Source organism: Pseudonocardia sp. TMWB2A, from assembly GCF_017312135.1.
On sequence record NZ_QKQY01000002.1, the window covers coordinates 603003 to 617853 of the forward strand.

14 protein-coding genes are annotated in these 14851 nt (G+C 75.0%); 5 read left to right on the forward strand and 9 right to left on the reverse strand.

The genetic code is table 11. The features are described from left to right. Positions 1–3 precede the first annotated feature (3 nt). Positions 4–2445, forward strand: a complete 2442-nt coding sequence (locus DMP17_RS17115; protein ID WP_337830067.1) for a glycoside hydrolase family 3 C-terminal domain-containing protein — start codon at positions 4–6, stop codon at positions 2443–2445. Positions 2446–2454: 9 nt separating this feature from the next. Here the strand turns inward: DMP17_RS17115 and DMP17_RS17120 are convergent, their stop codons facing one another. From DMP17_RS17120 to DMP17_RS17130, 3 genes are read right to left on the reverse strand one after another with little or no spacing between them, the layout of a single operon-like run. Then, the gene (locus DMP17_RS17120) at positions 2455–4011 is read right to left on the reverse strand and encodes a GMC family oxidoreductase (protein ID WP_337830068.1); all 1557 of its coding nucleotides are present in this window, start codon (positions 4009–4011) and stop codon (positions 2455–2457) included. Next, entirely contained in the window at positions 4008–5564 is a 1557-nt protein-coding gene (locus DMP17_RS17125) for an APC family permease (RefSeq protein WP_226350874.1), read from the reverse strand. The genes DMP17_RS17120 and DMP17_RS17125 overlap by 4 nt, the downstream gene beginning before the upstream one ends. Before the next feature lie 42 nt (positions 5565–5606). After that, positions 5607–7076: an aldehyde dehydrogenase family protein gene (locus tag DMP17_RS17130; protein ID WP_337830069.1), complete on the reverse strand. Its 1470-nt coding sequence runs from the start codon at positions 7074–7076 to the stop codon at positions 5607–5609. A 127-nt stretch (positions 7077–7203) separates the two neighbouring features. Here DMP17_RS17130 and DMP17_RS17135 point away from each other — a divergent pair, with 127 nt between their 5' ends. Beyond that, a complete protein-coding gene (locus tag DMP17_RS17135; protein WP_226356045.1) occupies positions 7204–7965 on the forward strand; it encodes an IclR family transcriptional regulator in 762 nt (253 codons plus the stop codon). Positions 7966–7974: 9 nt separating this feature from the next. On the opposite strand, the gene DMP17_RS17140 is transcribed toward DMP17_RS17135, so the two are convergent. Continuing rightward, entirely contained in the window at positions 7975–8439 is a 465-nt protein-coding gene (locus DMP17_RS17140; protein ID WP_226356044.1) for an SRPBCC family protein, read from the reverse strand. An 83-nt stretch (positions 8440–8522) separates the two neighbouring features. Between DMP17_RS17140 and DMP17_RS17145 the strand changes: the two genes are divergently transcribed. The 3 genes from DMP17_RS17145 to DMP17_RS17155 all read left to right on the forward strand — a co-directional run bounded on the left by DMP17_RS17145 (position 8523) and on the right by DMP17_RS17155 (position 11423). Further along, on the forward strand, positions 8523–9002 hold the full coding sequence (locus DMP17_RS17145) for a hypothetical protein (protein ID WP_337830070.1): 480 nt from the start codon (positions 8523–8525) through the stop codon (positions 9000–9002). After that, the gene (locus tag DMP17_RS17150) at positions 8999–10615 is read left to right on the forward strand and encodes an alpha/beta hydrolase (protein ID WP_337830071.1); all 1617 of its coding nucleotides are present in this window, start codon (positions 8999–9001) and stop codon (positions 10613–10615) included. The genes DMP17_RS17145 and DMP17_RS17150 overlap by 4 nt, the downstream gene beginning before the upstream one ends. Before the next feature lie 160 nt (positions 10616–10775). Beyond that, positions 10776–11423, forward strand: a complete 648-nt coding sequence (locus tag DMP17_RS17155) for a TetR/AcrR family transcriptional regulator (RefSeq protein WP_226356041.1) — start codon at positions 10776–10778, stop codon at positions 11421–11423. A 67-nt stretch (positions 11424–11490) separates the two neighbouring features. On the opposite strand, the gene DMP17_RS17160 is transcribed toward DMP17_RS17155, so the two are convergent. The 5 genes from DMP17_RS17160 to DMP17_RS17180 form a co-directional block, all read right to left on the reverse strand. Next, complete coding sequence (locus tag DMP17_RS17160) at positions 11491–11694, reverse strand: cold-shock protein (RefSeq protein WP_020624259.1); 204 nt, start codon at positions 11692–11694, stop codon at positions 11491–11493. A gap of 147 nt (positions 11695–11841) precedes the next feature. After that, positions 11842–12213 (reverse strand): hypothetical protein, encoded by a 372-nt coding sequence (locus DMP17_RS17165; protein WP_226356040.1) that lies wholly within the window; start codon positions 12211–12213, stop codon positions 11842–11844. A 42-nt stretch (positions 12214–12255) separates the two neighbouring features. Further along, entirely contained in the window at positions 12256–12663 is a 408-nt protein-coding gene (locus DMP17_RS17170) for a DoxX family protein (RefSeq protein ID WP_226356039.1), read from the reverse strand. Between the two features lie 61 nt (positions 12664–12724). Beyond that, positions 12725–13981, reverse strand: a complete 1257-nt coding sequence (locus DMP17_RS17175) for an alpha-hydroxy-acid oxidizing protein (protein WP_337830072.1) — start codon at positions 13979–13981, stop codon at positions 12725–12727. Positions 13982–14053: 72 nt separating this feature from the next. Beyond that, entirely contained in the window at positions 14054–14812 is a 759-nt protein-coding gene (locus DMP17_RS17180) for an SDR family oxidoreductase (protein WP_226356037.1), read from the reverse strand. Positions 14813–14851 lie beyond the last annotated feature (39 nt).

The window sequence follows — 14851 nt, forward strand, 5'->3', positions numbered from 1 at the left end:
GTCATGGCAGCCGACGACGAGGACCTGATCGACACGCTCATCCCCCGGCTCGACCTGGACGCGAAGGTCCGGCTCCTCACCGGCGCCGACTTCTGGTCCACCCCGGCCGAACCCGCGATCGGGCTGCGCCGGATGGTGCTGTCCGACGGCCCGTCGGGGGTGCGCGGGGAGAGCTTTGACGAGCGGACCCCGTCGCTGTCGCTGCCGTCGTCGACGGCGCTGGGCGCGACCTGGGACCCGGCAGCGGCCCGCCGCTACGGCTCGGCACTGGGCGCGGAGGCCCGCCGCCAGGGCGCCGACGTCGTCCTCGGCCCGACGATCAACCTGCACCGCAGCCCCTTCGGCGGCCGGCACTTCGAGTCGCTGTCGGAGGACCCGCTGCTGACCGGCGAGCTCGCCGCGGCCTACGTGGCGGGGCTGCAGTCCCACGGCGTCGCCGCGACCCCGAAGCACTACGTCGCCAACGACGCCGAGACCGAGCGCTTCACCGTCGACAACCGGGTCGACGAGCGCACCCTGCACGAGCTGTACCTCGCGGCGTTCGAGCCGGTCGTCACCCGGGCCGGGGCCTGGGCGCTCATGTCCGCCTACAACGCCGTCAACGGGCCGACGATGAGCGAGAACCCGCTGCTCGCCGAGCCACTGACCGGTGAGTGGGGCTTCGACGGGCTGGTCGTGTCCGACTGGGGCGCGGTCCGGACCACCGAGGCCTCGGCGAACGCCGAGCAGCACCTGGTCATGCCCGGGCCGGTGGGCGTCTGGGGCGAGCGGCTCGTCGCCGCCGTCCGCGACGGCCGGGTCGCCGAGGCCACGGTGGACGAGAAGGTGCGCCGGCTGCTGCGCCTGGCCGCCCGGGTCGGCGCGCTGGACGGGGCGGGCGCCCCGCCCGTCGCCGCCCCGGCCGCCGAGGACGGGCCCACCGTCGCCCGGGAGCTCGCCGCCGCGGGCAGCGTCCTGGTCCGCAACACCGGAGAGCTGCCGTGGGACGCCGCCACCCTCGGCACGGTCGCGGTGCTCGGCCACAACGCGGCGCTCGCCCGCATCCAGGGCGGCGGCAGCGCCACCGTGCGACCGGCCGCCGTCGTCTCCCCGCTGGAGGGGCTGCGTGCCGTGCTCGGCGGGGACCGCGTCCGGTACCGGCTGGGCGCGCAGGTCGCCGAGGGTGTCCAGCCCTTCGACCCCGGCCGCATCACCAACCCGGTCACCGGCGGTCCCGGGCTGCGCGCGGTGTTCCGCGACGCCGACGGCGCCGAGCTGCGCGCCGAGGACCGCCTCGGCGCCTCGCTGATCTGGATGGGCCCCGAGATCCCCGAGGGCGCCGACCACGTCGAGATCTCCCTGCGCTGGGACGCCCCGGCCGGGGAGCACCGGGTCGGCGCGGCCGCCGTCGGGCACCTGACGCTCGACGCGGGCGGCACCACCGTGCTCGACACCGAGGGCGTCCTGACCGGCGACGAGGGGCCCGGCGCGGCGATCTTCGAGGCTCCGTCGGTGACCGCCGGGGTCACCACCGACGGGCCGGTCGACCTGGTGCTGCGGTTCCGCCCGTCCGGGCAGGAGGCCGGGATGGCGCTGGTCGCCGTCACCGTCGGGACCGAGACCGTGGTCGCCGACCCGGACGCCGAGATCGCCGCCGCGGCCGCGCTGGCCGGGGAGTCCGACGTCGCCGTCGTCGTGGTGGGCACGAACGACCGGATCGAGAGCGAGGGCTTCGACCGGTCCACCCTGGCGCTGCCCGGGCACCAGGACGCCCTGGTGCGGGCGGTCGCCGCGGCGAACCCGCGCACGGTGGTCGTCGTGAACTCCGGCTCGCCGGTGCTGCTGCCCTGGCGCGACGAGGTCGCCGCGGTCCTGCTCGGCTGGTTCGGCGGGGAGCGGTTCGGCGAGGCCCTCGCCGACGTGCTGCTGGGCGCGGCGGAGCCGGGCGGGCGGCTGCCCACAACCTGGCCGGCGACCGGCGAGGAGCGCTCGGTGCTCTCCGGCGTCCCGGCCGGCGGGGTCCTGCGCTACGACGAGGGCGTCCACATCGGGCACCGCAACTGGCTGCGGCACGGCGAGACGCCGGCGTACCCGTTCGGCCACGGTCTCGGGTACACGACCTGGACCCTCGACGACGCGACGACCGACCCCTGGTCACCGGACGGCGTCGAGGTCACCGTGACGCTGACCAACACCGGCACCCGGACCGGGCGCCAGGTCGTGCAGGCCTACCTCTCGCGACGTGGGGGCGACGTCGAGCGCCCGGCCCGGTGGCTGGCCGGCTGGGCCGTCGTCGACGCCGCCCCGGGCACGACGACGGTCACCGTCCCGGTGTCCCGGCGCGCGTTCCGGCACCGGGCCGGGGCCACCTGGGCCACCGAGCCCGGCACCTGGACCCTGCACCTCGGGTTCTCGGTCACCGACACCCCGCTGCACGCCGACGTCGAGGTCGCCGCGCAGGGGTGAGGCGCCCGGTCAGGCGTGCGCGGCCCGCACCAGGTCCGAGCACTTCTCCCCGATCATCATCGTGGTGATGTTCGGGTTGATCGCCGGCAGGAACGGCATCGCCGACGCGTCGGCGACCCGCAGGCCCTGCACCCCGCGGACCCGCAGCTGCGGGTCCAGGACCGCGCCCGGGTCGTCGTCGGTGCCCATCCGCGCCGTGCACGCCGGGTGGTAGACGGTGTTGTGGGTCTTGACGATGTAGTCGGCGAGCTCGTCGTCGGTGACGGCGTCCGGGCCCGGCGCCAGCTCGGCGGCGATCCACTCCTTCAGCTCCGGCTGCTCGGCGATGCGGCGGGCCAGCCGGATGCCCGCGGTCATCACCCGCATGTCGTGGCCCTCGGGGTCGGTGAAGTAGCGCGGGTCGACCCGGGCCCGGTCCCGGAAGTCGCGGGTGCGCAGCCGCACGGTCCCCCGGGACCGGCCACGGGTGACGTTCGGGGTGAGGCAGAACCCGTTGTCGGTGGTCGGGTAGCCCCAGCGCAGCGTGTTCATGTCGAACGGCACCGAGCCGTAGTGCATCATCAGGTCCGGCCGGTCCAGGGCCGGGTCGGTGCGGTGGAACAGCCCGATCTCCCACCACTGGGTCGACTCGGTGACCATCGGCTTCGCCGCGTCCCAGAAGACCAGGCCCTCGACGTGGTCGTCGAGGTCCGAGCCGACGCCGGGCAGGTCCGAACGGACCTCGATGCCGAACTCGCGCAGGTGCTCCCCCGGGCCGATGCCCGAGAGCATCAGCAGCTTCGGGGTGTCGATCGCCCCCGCGGAGAGGATCACCTCGCGCTCGGCGTGCGCGGTCTCGCGGCCCGGGCCGATCCCCCGCTGGTACTCGACGCCGGTGGCGCGGGTGCCGTCGAACAGCACCTGCGAGGCCCAGCAGTCGGTGCGCACCTCCAGGTTCGGGCGCGAGCCCAGGATCGGGTGCAGGTAGGACACCGACGCCGAAGCGCGGGTGCCGTCGGGGAAGGAGTTGATCTGGAAGTACCCGGCGCCGTCGGTGACGGTGTGGCCCTCGTTGAACCGCACCGTCGGCATGCCGACCTGCGCGGCGGCGGCCAGCACGGCGTCGCCGCAGGGGTCCTTCGCGGGGATCTGCATGAGGTTGACCGGGCCGGAGCGGCCGTGGCCGTCCCAGTCGCCGTCGTTGGTCTCCAGGCGCCGGATCAGCGGCCAGCACTCGTCGGCGGACCAGCCGGTCAGGCCGGACGCGGCCCACTCGTCGAGGTCCTCGCGCGGGGTCCAGAAGGCGATGCAGGAGTTGTGCGAGCCGCAGCCGCCGAGCACCTTCGCCCGGGCGTGGCGCATGTGGGAGTTGCCGCGCTCCTGCGGCTCGACCGGGTAGTCCCAGTCGTAGCCGGAGTCGAGCAGCGCCATCCAGTCGGTGAGCCGCAGGATGTTCGGGTCGCCGACGTCGGACGGGCCGGCCTCCAGCAGCAGCACCCGCGCCGCGGGGTCCTCCGAGAGCCGCGCGGCGAGCGCGCAGCCCGCCGAGCCGCCCCCCACCACGATGTAGTCGAACCGGTCGGTCACGCCGTCTCCCCCATGCCCTGCTCGATCTCCTTCGCCCGGTGCTCGGGCAGACAGCCCAGCCCGTGGCGCCCGCGCAGCCGGAACCACGCCAGCCCGGCCAGCGCCACGACCCCGATGAACAGGAACGCGATGAACCGCAGCCACCCGGTGCCGTAGACCTCCTCGCGCGGCCAGGCCAGGTTGATCGCCATCGCCGCGCCCCACAGCACCGCCAGCACGTTCACCGGCAGGCCGAGACGCCCCAGCGAGAAGTACCCCTTCTGGCCCTCGTCCGGCCACTGCCCGCGCAGCCGCCGCACCAGCATCGGCACCGTGACCAGCAGGTACGCGATGTAGATCATGATGATCGCGACGCTGGTGACCGCGGTGAAGACCTCGGGCACGCCGACGTTCGCGACCAGGATCAGGATCGCGACCACCCCGACGACGATCGCCGGCACCACCGGCGTCTTGTGCTTCGGGTCGATCCGCGCCAGCACGGAGCCGGCGGGCAGTGCGTTGTCGCGGGCCATCGCGAACATCAGCCGGATCGCCGCGGTGTGCACCGCGAGCAGGCAGACGATCACCGCGATGCTGATGGTGATCAGGAAGACCCGGCCGATCGTGCCGCCGGCGACCTCCAGCAGCACGAGCTGCCCGCCGCCGTCCTTGCTGCCCAGGCGCGGGTCGGCCAGGTCCGGTGCGGCCAGGATGATGCCGAGCAGGATCAGCCCGCCGAGCACGAACGACGCGACGACCGCGCGCAGGATCGCCGCCGGTGCGGTGCGCCGCGGGTCGACCGTCTCCTCGCCGAGCGAGCTGGCGGTGTCGAAGCCGTACATCACGTAGGCCGAGGCGAGCGCCGCGACGAGGAACGTGCCGAAGTACCCGCCGCCGCCCGCCGCCGGGGCCGGGGTCTCGAACAGCACCGAGACGGGGTTGCGGATGCTCAGCAGCAACGCCACGACGATGACGACGGCGGCGATCAGCTCGATGAACACCCCGGTCGAGTTGATCCGCGCCATCAGCTTCACCCCGACCGCGTTGATCACCGTGGTGAGCACGATCAGGATCGCGCCGAGCAGCACGCCGTTGACGGCGGCGTCGCCCGCGTCGGAGGCGTCGCCGACGAGCTGGAAGCCCGACCAGATCTGCGGGAACGTCAGCTGCGCGGCCAGCGCGACCGCCGACAGCGACACCACCGAGGCGGTGAACATCATCCAGCCGGCCAGCCAGGACACGGTCGGCCCGGCCAGCTGCTTGGACCAGTTGTAGACCGACCCGGCGACCGGGTAGCGCCCGGCCAGCTCGGCGAACGACAGCGCCACCATGAACTGGCCGGCGAACACCATCGGCCAGGACCACCAGTACGCCGCGCCGCCGGTGCCGAAGCCGAAGTAGAACAGCTGGAACGTGCCGGTCAGGATCGAGATGTAGCTGATCCCGGCCGCGAAGCTGGCGAACTTGCCGATGCTGCGGTCGAGGGTCTGGCTGTAGCCGAACTCGGCGAGCCCTCCCCCGTCGCCGTCGGCGTCCGGGGAGCGGTCCCGCCGGGCCGGTCCGGGAACGGTCATCGTCGACCTCCTGTGCCGTTGCGTCGCGTCATCATGGAGGCCTCAGCGGCCCGAGAACCACCCCTGCGGTACCGGGGCGGTGTTGGTCCAGACGTGCTTGATCTCCTGGTACTCCGCCAGCCCGGTCGGGCCCAGCTCGCGGCCGTTGCCGGACCGGCCCATGCCGCCCCACTCCGCGCCCGGGAAGTACGGGTGGAAGTCGTTGATCCAGACGGTGCCGTGGCGCAGCGCGGAGGCGACCCGGTGGGCGCGGCCCATGTCGGCGGTGAACACCGCTCCGGCCAGGCCGTAGGCGGTGTCGTTGCCGAGCCGCACGGCCTCCTCCTCGGTGGTGAACCGCTCGACGGTCAGCAGCGGGCCGAAGGTCTCCTCGCGGATCAGCCGCGAGTCCGGGGCGAGGTCGGTGATGACCGTCGGCAGGTAGAAGTAGCCCTTCGCCAGCTCGGGGTCGTCCGGCCGGGCGCCGCCGCAGCGGATCGTGGCGCCCTCGGCGCGGGCGGCCGCGACGAAGTCCTCGATCTTGGCCAGGTGCGTGGCGGAGACCAGCGGGCCGACCTCGACGCCGTCGGTGAGGCCGTTGCCGAGCCGGATCAGCTGCGCGCGGCGCACCACCTCGTCGACGACGGCGTCGGCGACCGAGTCCTCGATGATCAGCCGGGCGCCCGCGGAGCAGACCTGACCGGAGTGCAGGAACACCGCGAGCATCACGTAGTCGACGGCGAGCTCGAAGTCGGTGTCGGCGAAGACGATGTTCGGGTTCTTCCCGCCCAGCTCGACGGCGGTGCGCTTCACCGTCTCGGCCGAGGCGCGGATGATCTTCTGCCCGGTCGCCAGGCCACCGGTGAAGCTGACCATGTCGACGTCCGCGTGCTCGGAGAGCGGGCCGCCGACCGAGGGGCCGTCGCCGAGGACGATGTTGACCACCCCGGCCGGGATCCCGACCTCCTCGCACAGCTCGACGAGCGCGATCGAGGTCAGCGGGGTGACCTCGCTGGGCTTGACCACCATCGTGTTGCCGGCGGCGATCGCCGGGGCGACCTTCCAGGACAGCTGCAGCAGCGGGTAGTTCCACGGGGTGATCAGCGCGCAGACACCGACCGGCTCGTGCACGATCCGCGAGACGACGGCCGGGTTGCCGGTGTCGACGATCCGCCCGGCGTCCTTGTCGGCCAGCCCGGCGTAGTAGCGGAAGACGGCGGTGACGTCGTCGACGTCCTGGCGGCCCTCCGCGATCGTCTTGCCGGTGTCGAGGGTCTCCAGCCGGGCGATCTTCTCCCGGTCGCGGACCAGCAGGTCGGCGATCCGCCCGAGCAGGGTGGCGCGCTCACCGGTCGTGGTCCGTCGCCACGGCCCGTCGTCGAAGGCGCGGCGGGCGGCGGCGACGGCACGGTCGACGTCGTCGGGCCCGGCCTGGTCGACCTCGGTGACCGTCGAGGCGTCGTAGGGGTTGACCACCGGGGCGGTCCCGGCGGACCCGGTGGTCCAGCTTCCGTCGATGTAGAGGCTCGGCACGGCGCGAGCTTTCACCGGGAACCGGTCGGTGTGCAAACGCGGGCCCGGCGTCCTTGCGTGGGGAGACGGTCACGCTTTCCGGCCGCCCCGCGTGGCAACGTGCCGAATGCCGGGTTAGGGTTGCGCGATGAGCAACACGGTGCGCGGACGGGAGCCCGGGGTGCAGTCGGTCGACCGGGCCATCACCCTGCTGACCCTGCTGGCCGACCGCAGCGAGGCGGGGGTCAGCGAGCTCGCGGCCTCGCTCGACGTCCACAAGTCGACCGCCTTCCGGCTGCTCGGGGCGTTGGAGGAGCGCGGGCTGGTCGAGCAGATCGCCGACCGCGGCAAGTACCGCCTCGGGTTCGGGCTGATCCCGCTCGCCGGCCGGGTCGCCGAGCGCCTGGAGGTCACCACCCAGGGCCACCCGGTCTGCGAGACGCTCGCGGAGCGGCTCGGCGAGACCGTCAACATCGCCATCCCCGACCGCGGGTGGGCGGTCAACGTCGACCAGGCCCGTGGCCCGTCGATGGTCACCACGTTCAACTGGCTCGGCCGGATCACCCCGATGCACAACACCTCCAGCGGCAAGGTGCTGCTCGCCTCGGTCGTCCTCGACGACCCGGCGACGATGCCGGACACGGTGCCGGAGCAGGGCCGCGACACGCTCGTCGAGGAGCTGCACCGGGTCCGCCGGCACGGGTACGCGTGGTCGCTGGAGGAGCTGGAGACCGGCCTGAACGCCGTCGCCGCGCCGGTGCTGGACCACGGCGGTGCGGTGGTGGCCGCCCTCTCGGTGTCCGGGCCCGCCTACCGGCTCTCGGCCGAGCGGATCGAGCGGATCACCCCGGAGGTCGTCGCCGCGGGGCGCGAGATCAGCCGTCGCATGGGGTTCTGGCGCGACCGCTGAGCCGCGGGCCTACGGCGGTGGGGCCGGCGCGGGCCCCTGCAGGCGTTCCAGTACCGGCGGCAGGGTGCGCTCCAGCTCGTCGCCGTGCCGCTCGAACTCGCGCCGCAGGAACGGCGCCGCCAGCTTCAGCAGACCCTTGAGCCGCACCCGGGCGTGGAAGCTCACGACGCTCCCCCCGTCCTCGGCCGGCTCGACGACGATCTCCTCGGTCGCGGTGACCGTCGGGTTCTCCCCGACGAACACGACCCGGCCCGCCGACAGCTCCCGCAGCGTGTGGTCGAGCTCGCTCTCCCGCCCGCCCCACACCGACACCGTGTGCCAGGCGGCGCCGACCGCGACCGGGCCACCGCCGTCGGAGCGGGTGCTGGAGCGCACGGTGGGGTCCCAGATCTCGCTGTGCCCGTGGTCGGCCAGGTAGCCGAGCACCGTCTCGGCAGGGGTGGACACCGTCATCACCCGCTGGACGCCGACCACGACGCTCCTCTCCCCGGCCGGGCGCCGCTCGGGACCCGGCCCGCTGCTCCCGACCGGCGCAGATGGTCTCACGGCGACCGGCCATGATCGAGAGCACCCGCGCCGGATTCCCCGGAACGCCCGTGCCGGGGCCGCGCGGCACGCACACTCCTCCCGACGCGGGCGGGCCGGGCGGGCCCGCCACCGACGACGGAGGTGCCGCGGTGCACGACCGAGACCGACCGGGGACGCCGTGGACGAGCGGACGGCCCCTTCCCGGGCCGCACCCGTCGTCGGGCGGGGTGGCGTGCTCCGACCCGGACGGGCTCGACGCCGCCGCCGCGGCGCTCGACCGCGTCGCCGAGGGCCTCACCGGCGACGCGGCGCTCGTCGGCCCCGCCGTGCCGGTACCCGGCTTCGCGGCCGGCACGGCCGCCGCGGCCTGGGAGGACGCGTTGGTGCGGGCCGTCCGGGGGCACGCGGGGCACACCGCGTCGACGGCGTCGGCCCTGCGCGCGGCCGCCGCGGCCTGGCGCGCCGCCGACGACGACGCCGCGGTGGCGTTCGCCGGGCGCGCCTCGTGAGCGCCGGGCCCGCGCTGGGCGACCTCGTGGCCGCCGACCCCGGCGCGTGGCTGCGCCGCGCCGGCACCTGGGACGGGATGTCCCGGGCCCTGTCCGACCGCGCGGCCGAGCTGGAACGCTCCGCACCGGAGTCGTGGAGCGGGGCCGACGCCGACGCGGCCGCACTCGCCCGCGCCGAGCAGGTCCGCAGGCTGCGTGCCGACGCGGGCACCGCGTCCCGGGCCGCGCAGGTGCTGGGCACCCACGCCGGTGAGGTGCTCGACGCCCAGCGCCGGCTCGTCGTCGCCGCGCTGGCGGTGCACCCGCAGTTCGTCGTCGACCTCGAGCGCGGCACGCTGTCGGCCGGCGTCGGCGCGCACCCGCCGGGTGTGTGGCGGCTGCCCGCGATGGTCGCGCGTTTCGGGGCGGACCTGGTCCGGCTGTCCACCGCGGTGGCCGACGCCGTCGGCGCCGCCGCCCGGTCCGACCGCGCCACGGCCGCCGCGCTCGACGCGCTCCGCCCCGCCCCCGCGGCGGTGCCCCGCCCGGTCGCGCCCGCCGCGGCGCCGCCCGCCGGTGCGGACGCCGGCGCCGTGCGGTCCTGGTGGACCGGGCTGCCCGGGGCCGACCGGGAGCAGCTGCTGCACACCCGGCCCGGGCTCGTCGGCGGGCTGGACGGAGTCCCGGTCGCCGACCGGGACCGGGCGAACCGGGTCCTCCTCGACGCCGAGCTGTCCCGGCTGCGGGCCCGGGCGGCGCTGCTGGACCGGGCCGGGGACACCGCGGGCGCGGACCGCGCCCGGCGGGCCTCGGCCGGACTGGAGGCCACCCGTCGACGCCTGGACGCCGGAGACGCGTACCTGCTCCGCCTGGAGCGCGGGAGCACCGGCGGGCGGCTCGTGCTCGCCGTCGGCGACCCGGGACACGCCGCGCACGTGCTCACCCACGTCCCGGGGACGACCGCGGGCTGGGACACGGTGCCCGGCGACCTGGCCCGGGTCGAGGCGACCCGCGCGGCCGCCCGGGCGGCCGCGCCGGACGGCGCCGTGGCCGCGGTGCTGTGGACCGGCTACGACGCTCCCCCGGACCTGCTCGCGGCGGCGGACCCCGCGGCCGCCCGCGCCGCCGCCGGGGACCTGCGGTCCTTCCAGGACGGCCTGCGGGCCGGGCACGCCGGACCGGTCCACCTGACCGTCGTCGGGCACTCCTACGGCTCGACGGTGCTCGGGAACGCCGCGCGGGGCGGCGGCCTCGCCGCCGACGACGTCGTGTTCGTCGGCAGCCCCGGGACCGGCACGGGGCACGCCTCCGAGCTCGGCACCGCACCCGGGCACGTCTGGGCGACGACCGCGCGGCACGACCCGATCGGCCGGGTGCCCGGGGTCGAGGTCTTCGCGACCTCGCGCGGTCTCGCCCCGACCGGGCTCCTGCACGGCCCGGACCCGGCGGCACCGGGGTTCGGTGCCCGGGTGTTCGACTCGGCCCCCGGGTCGGTGCTCCCGCGCCCGGACGACCCGGCCACCCCGAACGACGAGTCCGCGTTCGCCGCCGCGCACGGCGGCTACTGGGACCCCGGCTCGCCGAGCCTGCGCACCCTCGGCCGGATCGTCGCCGGAGCACCCGTTCCGTCGTGACGCTCCGTCATGATCGATCCGCTTTGCGAGACCACCGCACGTCCGTCCGGCCGAACGAACGACCGCTCAACGAACCAGAGATGGGCCAGGTCACAGGTAGTCGTCAGACCAACCGCGACTAGCCTGTCCCGGACGTGGGCACGGGCAGTAGCATGCGGGCGTGACCGAGACCGAGAGCAGACCGGCACGGCGCACCGGCCGTCCGCCACTGACCGACCGCGCGACACTGCTGGCCGCTGCGCGCGAGCTCGGCTTCTCCGACCTGACGGTCGGTGCGGTGACCGCCCGGGTCGGCGTGAAGTACTCCACGTTCTACCGCCACTTCCCCAGCCTGGAGGCGCTCGTCGCCGCGCTGGTGGACGACGTGGTGACCGACGACGTCTTCCCCGCGACCGACGAGGGCCGGTGGCAGGAGCAGATGCTGGCGTTCGCGGCGGCGACGTTCGACGTGATGGCCGAGCACCCGGGGCTCGCCCCCGCGATGGTGCGGCTGCCGGAGTCCCCCGAGGCGGTGCTGTCGGCGTTCCGGCGGCTGACCGACCGGCTGCTGGAGGCGGGCTTCACCGCCGAGGACGCGGTGCTGGGCGCCTCGACCGCCATCCACATGGGAATGCAGCCGTGGCTGACGGCCAACTCCCTCGGCATCGGGGACGCGCGCCGGCGCGACCAGGTGCTGGAGTCGGCCGAGCCGTTCGACGCGCAGATCCGCTCGGTGTTCCGCGACCGGATCGACGACCCGCCGCGCAGCTGGACCCTGAGCCGCGTCGAGCTCGTCGTCGCCGGGCTGGAGACCCGCCTGGCGTCCTGACCCCCGACACGACGACGCCCGGGGTGCTTCGCGTGAGCACCCCGGGCGTCGGCGTCGGATCAGGCGGTCAGGTGGGAACGACCTGGTCCGCCTGCGGACCCTTCTGACCCTGGGTGACCTCGAAGGTCACGGTCTGCCCCTCGTCGAGGCTGCGGTATCCGGAGGACTGGATCGCGCTGAAGTGGACGAACAGGTCCTGCCCGCCTCCGTCCGGCGTGATGAACCCGTACCCCTTCTCCGCGTTGAACCACTTGACGGTTCCCTGTGGCATCCGGATGTCTCCTCGCGTCTTGCCGGTTCCTACGGGGTGGACATTAGCCGTACCGGACCCCGCCGTGCTACAGGCGACGTGCGATCGGGTACCGGCGCGTCGCGTCGAGCGTCCCTTTCGACCGCTTTTGCGGGGTCCCCGGGGCGGTCAGGCGAGGATCGCGGCCAGTACCAGCCCGCCGCTGGTCGCGACGAAGGACAGTCCGCTGACGACCCGGAAGACCGGGTGCCGGACGACGTCCGGTCCCCAGGCCATCGGCAGGAACAGCGCCGGGTTGACCCAGGTGCCGAACACCAGCACGGCCACGAGCCAGCCCGGCAGGTCCGGCGCGGCCAGCCCGACGGCGACCAGGATCAGCCCCATCAGCACGAAGTCGAGGTGCGCCTGCAGCAGCCGGCGCGGTTCCACGATCCCGATCCGCCGCCACGCGTCGGGGCGGGTCACCGACACGACCACCGCCCAGCCCAGCATCGCACCGAGGGCGAGCTCGACGAGCCCGATCCGCACCATCGCGTCCATCCGGTGATCATGACGGTGGGCCGGCGACGGACCGGCACCGGCTCACCGGCGCGGGATCAGCCCGCCCGCGTAGAGCGCCCACGCCACCAGCAGCGGCTGCCCGGCCAGCCGCGCGGCGCGCTTCGTGTCGGTGTCGAGGCCGAACCCGTCGACGCGGTTGCGGTACTGGGAGACGTTGCCCGGGAAGATCGCGGTGAAGAACGCCGCGGCCAGGCCGCCGACCCGGCGGCGCTCCTTCGGGAGGCCGGCCAGCGCGGCGCCGAGCGCGATCTCGGCGGCCCCGGAGAGCAGCACGACGTCGTCGGTGTCCATCGGGACCCACGGCGGCACCTGGGCGCGGAACTCGCGGCGGGCGAAGGTGAGGTGCGAGGTCCCGGCGAACACCAGCATCGCGCCGAGCGCGAGGCGGGCGACGTCCTGCCGGGTACGGGTGGCCGTCGTGCGCGTCATGATCCGACCGTGCCACGGCCCGGGCGGGCGGGCGCGCCGGACCGCACCGCCGGGTGACCCGTCAGGGACGCTCGCGCAGCTCGATCCCGGCCGGAGTGGTGGCCCCCGCCAGCCCGCAGACCAGGTCGAGCTCGGCGACGACGTTCTGCAGCACCTGCGCGACGCCGCGGGCCCCGTCCAGGGCGAGCCCGTGCACGAACGGGCGCCCCAGCAGCACGGCGCGGGCGCCGAGCCGGACCGCGGTCGCGACGTCGGCGCCGGTGCGCACCCCGGAGTCGAGCAGCACCGGCAGCGCGTCGCCGACGGCGTCGACGACACCGGGCAGCGCGTCCAGCGAGGCGACCGCGTGGTCGATCTGGCGGCCCCCGTGGTTGGACACGACGACGCCGTCCACCCCGGCGTCGGCGGCGCGGCGGGCGTCGTCGGGGTGCAGGACCCCCTTGAGCAGGATCGGCAGCCGGGTCCGCGAGCGCAGGGTCGCCAGGTCCTCCCAGGACAGTCGCGGTCGCGAGTAGACCCGCAGGAAGGTCTCCACGGCCGCCCGCGGGACGGGCGAGCGCAGGTTGTCCCGGAACCGTCCGGGGGCGTTGCGGGTGATCTCGAGCAGGGTGCGCACGGCCTGCGGGGTGACCTTCGGCGGCGCCCCGGCCGACGGCGCGGCGAGGGTCTGTTCCACCAGGCCGCGGAACACCGGGTCGGAGGTGTACTGGGCGATCCCGATGCCGCGGGCGAAGGGCAGGTGGCCCAGGTCGAGGTCGCGGGGGCGCCAGCCGAGCATCGTCGTGTCGAGGGTGACGACGACGGCGTCGCAGCCGGAGGCCTCGGCGCGGCGCAGGAAGCTGTCGACGAGCTCGTCGGAGGTGGACCAGTACAGCTGGAACCAGGTGGGGCCGCCGACGGCGGCGATGTCCTCCATCGGCGTCCCGGCCTGGTTGGAGATCACCATCGGGACCCCGGCGGCCGCGGCCCCGCGGGCGACGGCGAGGTCGGCGCCGCGCCGGACCAGGTCCAGCGCGCCGATCGGGGCGAGGAGCAGCGGGGCGGGCAGCGTGCGGCCGAACAGCTCGACGCTCAGGTCGCGCTCGCCGACGTCGCGCAGCACCCGCGGCACGATCTCCCGGCGCGCGAACGCCGCTCGGTTGGCGCGCATCGTGGTCTCGGCGCCCGCGCCACCGGTGACGTAGGCGTCGGCGCGCCGGCTCATGGCCCGCCGCGCGCGACGCTCCAGCTCGTCGGGACCGGTCGGGACCCGGGGACGGGCGCCGGAGACGCCGTCGCGGTAGATCCGATCCTGCCGAGCCCGGCCCGGTGCCGTCATGGCGCCCTCCCCCGTCGTCGCGCGGTCAGCCTACGGACCGCGCCGCCGGTCCCGGGCCGGTGCGGTGCCGGGTCAGTGCGGGTCGGCCGCGTTCAGCCGGGCGACGACGTCGGCGTACTCGCCGCGGGCCTCCGCGCGGCGCAGCGGCAGCACCCGCTCGACGAGGACCTCCCCGCCCGGTGTCCCGGCCTCGAGCAGCGCGAGGACCTCGGCGACGAAGTCGTCGAGCGGCATCGCGATCGGGCTGTCCTGATGGCCGGGCAGCAGGTCGGTCGCCACCGACGGCGGCACGATCTCGACGAGCTCGACGGTCGTGTCGGCGAGCTGCAGGCGCAGCGACTCGGTGAGCATGTGCACCGCGGCCTTGGTGGCGTTGTAGCTGGGCGTCGCGGCGAGCGGGACGAACGCCAGCCCCGACGACACCGTGACGACCGACGCGACCGGCCGTCCCCGCAGGTGCTCCACGAGCGCGCCGATCAGCCGGATCGGGCCGAGCAGGTTGGTGGCGACGACCTGCTCGGCCGAGGCCAGGAAGCCCTCGGGGCCGTGCCAGTCCTCGACCCGCATGATCCCGGCCATCGCGACGAGCACGTCGAGGTCGGGGTGCCGGTCGAGGACCTCGGTGACGGCCTTCGTGATGCTCGCCGGGTCGACCGTGTCGATCTCGACGGCGTCGAGACCGGGGTGGGCGGCGACGAGCTCGTCGAGCAGGTCGCGGCGCCGGCCGCCGAGGACCACGGTGTTGCCCCGCTCGTGCAGGGCCAGGGCCAGTGCGAGTCCGATGCCACTCGTCGAGCCGGGGATGAAGACGGTGCGTCCGGTGATCTGCATGTCCCCACCGTCGCCGCGCGGCGGACGGGACGGCAGAGA

Bases quoted from the DNA above. Each gene is read 5' to 3' on its own strand.
- DMP17_RS17115 (WP_337830067.1), top strand. From the start codon at position 4: ATGGCAGCCGACGACGAGGACCTGATCGACACGCTCATCCCCCGGCTC.
- DMP17_RS17125 (WP_226350874.1), bottom strand. From the start codon at position 5,564: ATGACCGTTCCCGGACCGGCCCGGCGGGACCGCTCCCCGGACGCCGAC.
- DMP17_RS17135 (WP_226356045.1), top strand. From the start codon at position 7,204: ATGAGCAACACGGTGCGCGGACGGGAGCCCGGGGTGCAGTCGGTCGAC.
- DMP17_RS17145 (WP_337830070.1), top strand. From the start codon at position 8,523: ATGATCGAGAGCACCCGCGCCGGATTCCCCGGAACGCCCGTGCCGGGG.
- DMP17_RS17160 (WP_020624259.1), bottom strand. From the start codon at position 11,694: ATGCCACAGGGAACCGTCAAGTGGTTCAACGCGGAGAAGGGGTACGGG.
- DMP17_RS17165 (WP_226356040.1), bottom strand. From the start codon at position 12,213: ATGGACGCGATGGTGCGGATCGGGCTCGTCGAGCTCGCCCTCGGTGCG.
- DMP17_RS17170 (WP_226356039.1), bottom strand. From the start codon at position 12,663: ATGACGCGCACGACGGCCACCCGTACCCGGCAGGACGTCGCCCGCCTC.
- DMP17_RS17175 (WP_337830072.1), bottom strand. From the start codon at position 13,981: ATGACGGCACCGGGCCGGGCTCGGCAGGATCGGATCTACCGCGACGGC.
- DMP17_RS17180 (WP_226356037.1), bottom strand. From the start codon at position 14,812: ATGCAGATCACCGGACGCACCGTCTTCATCCCCGGCTCGACGAGTGGC.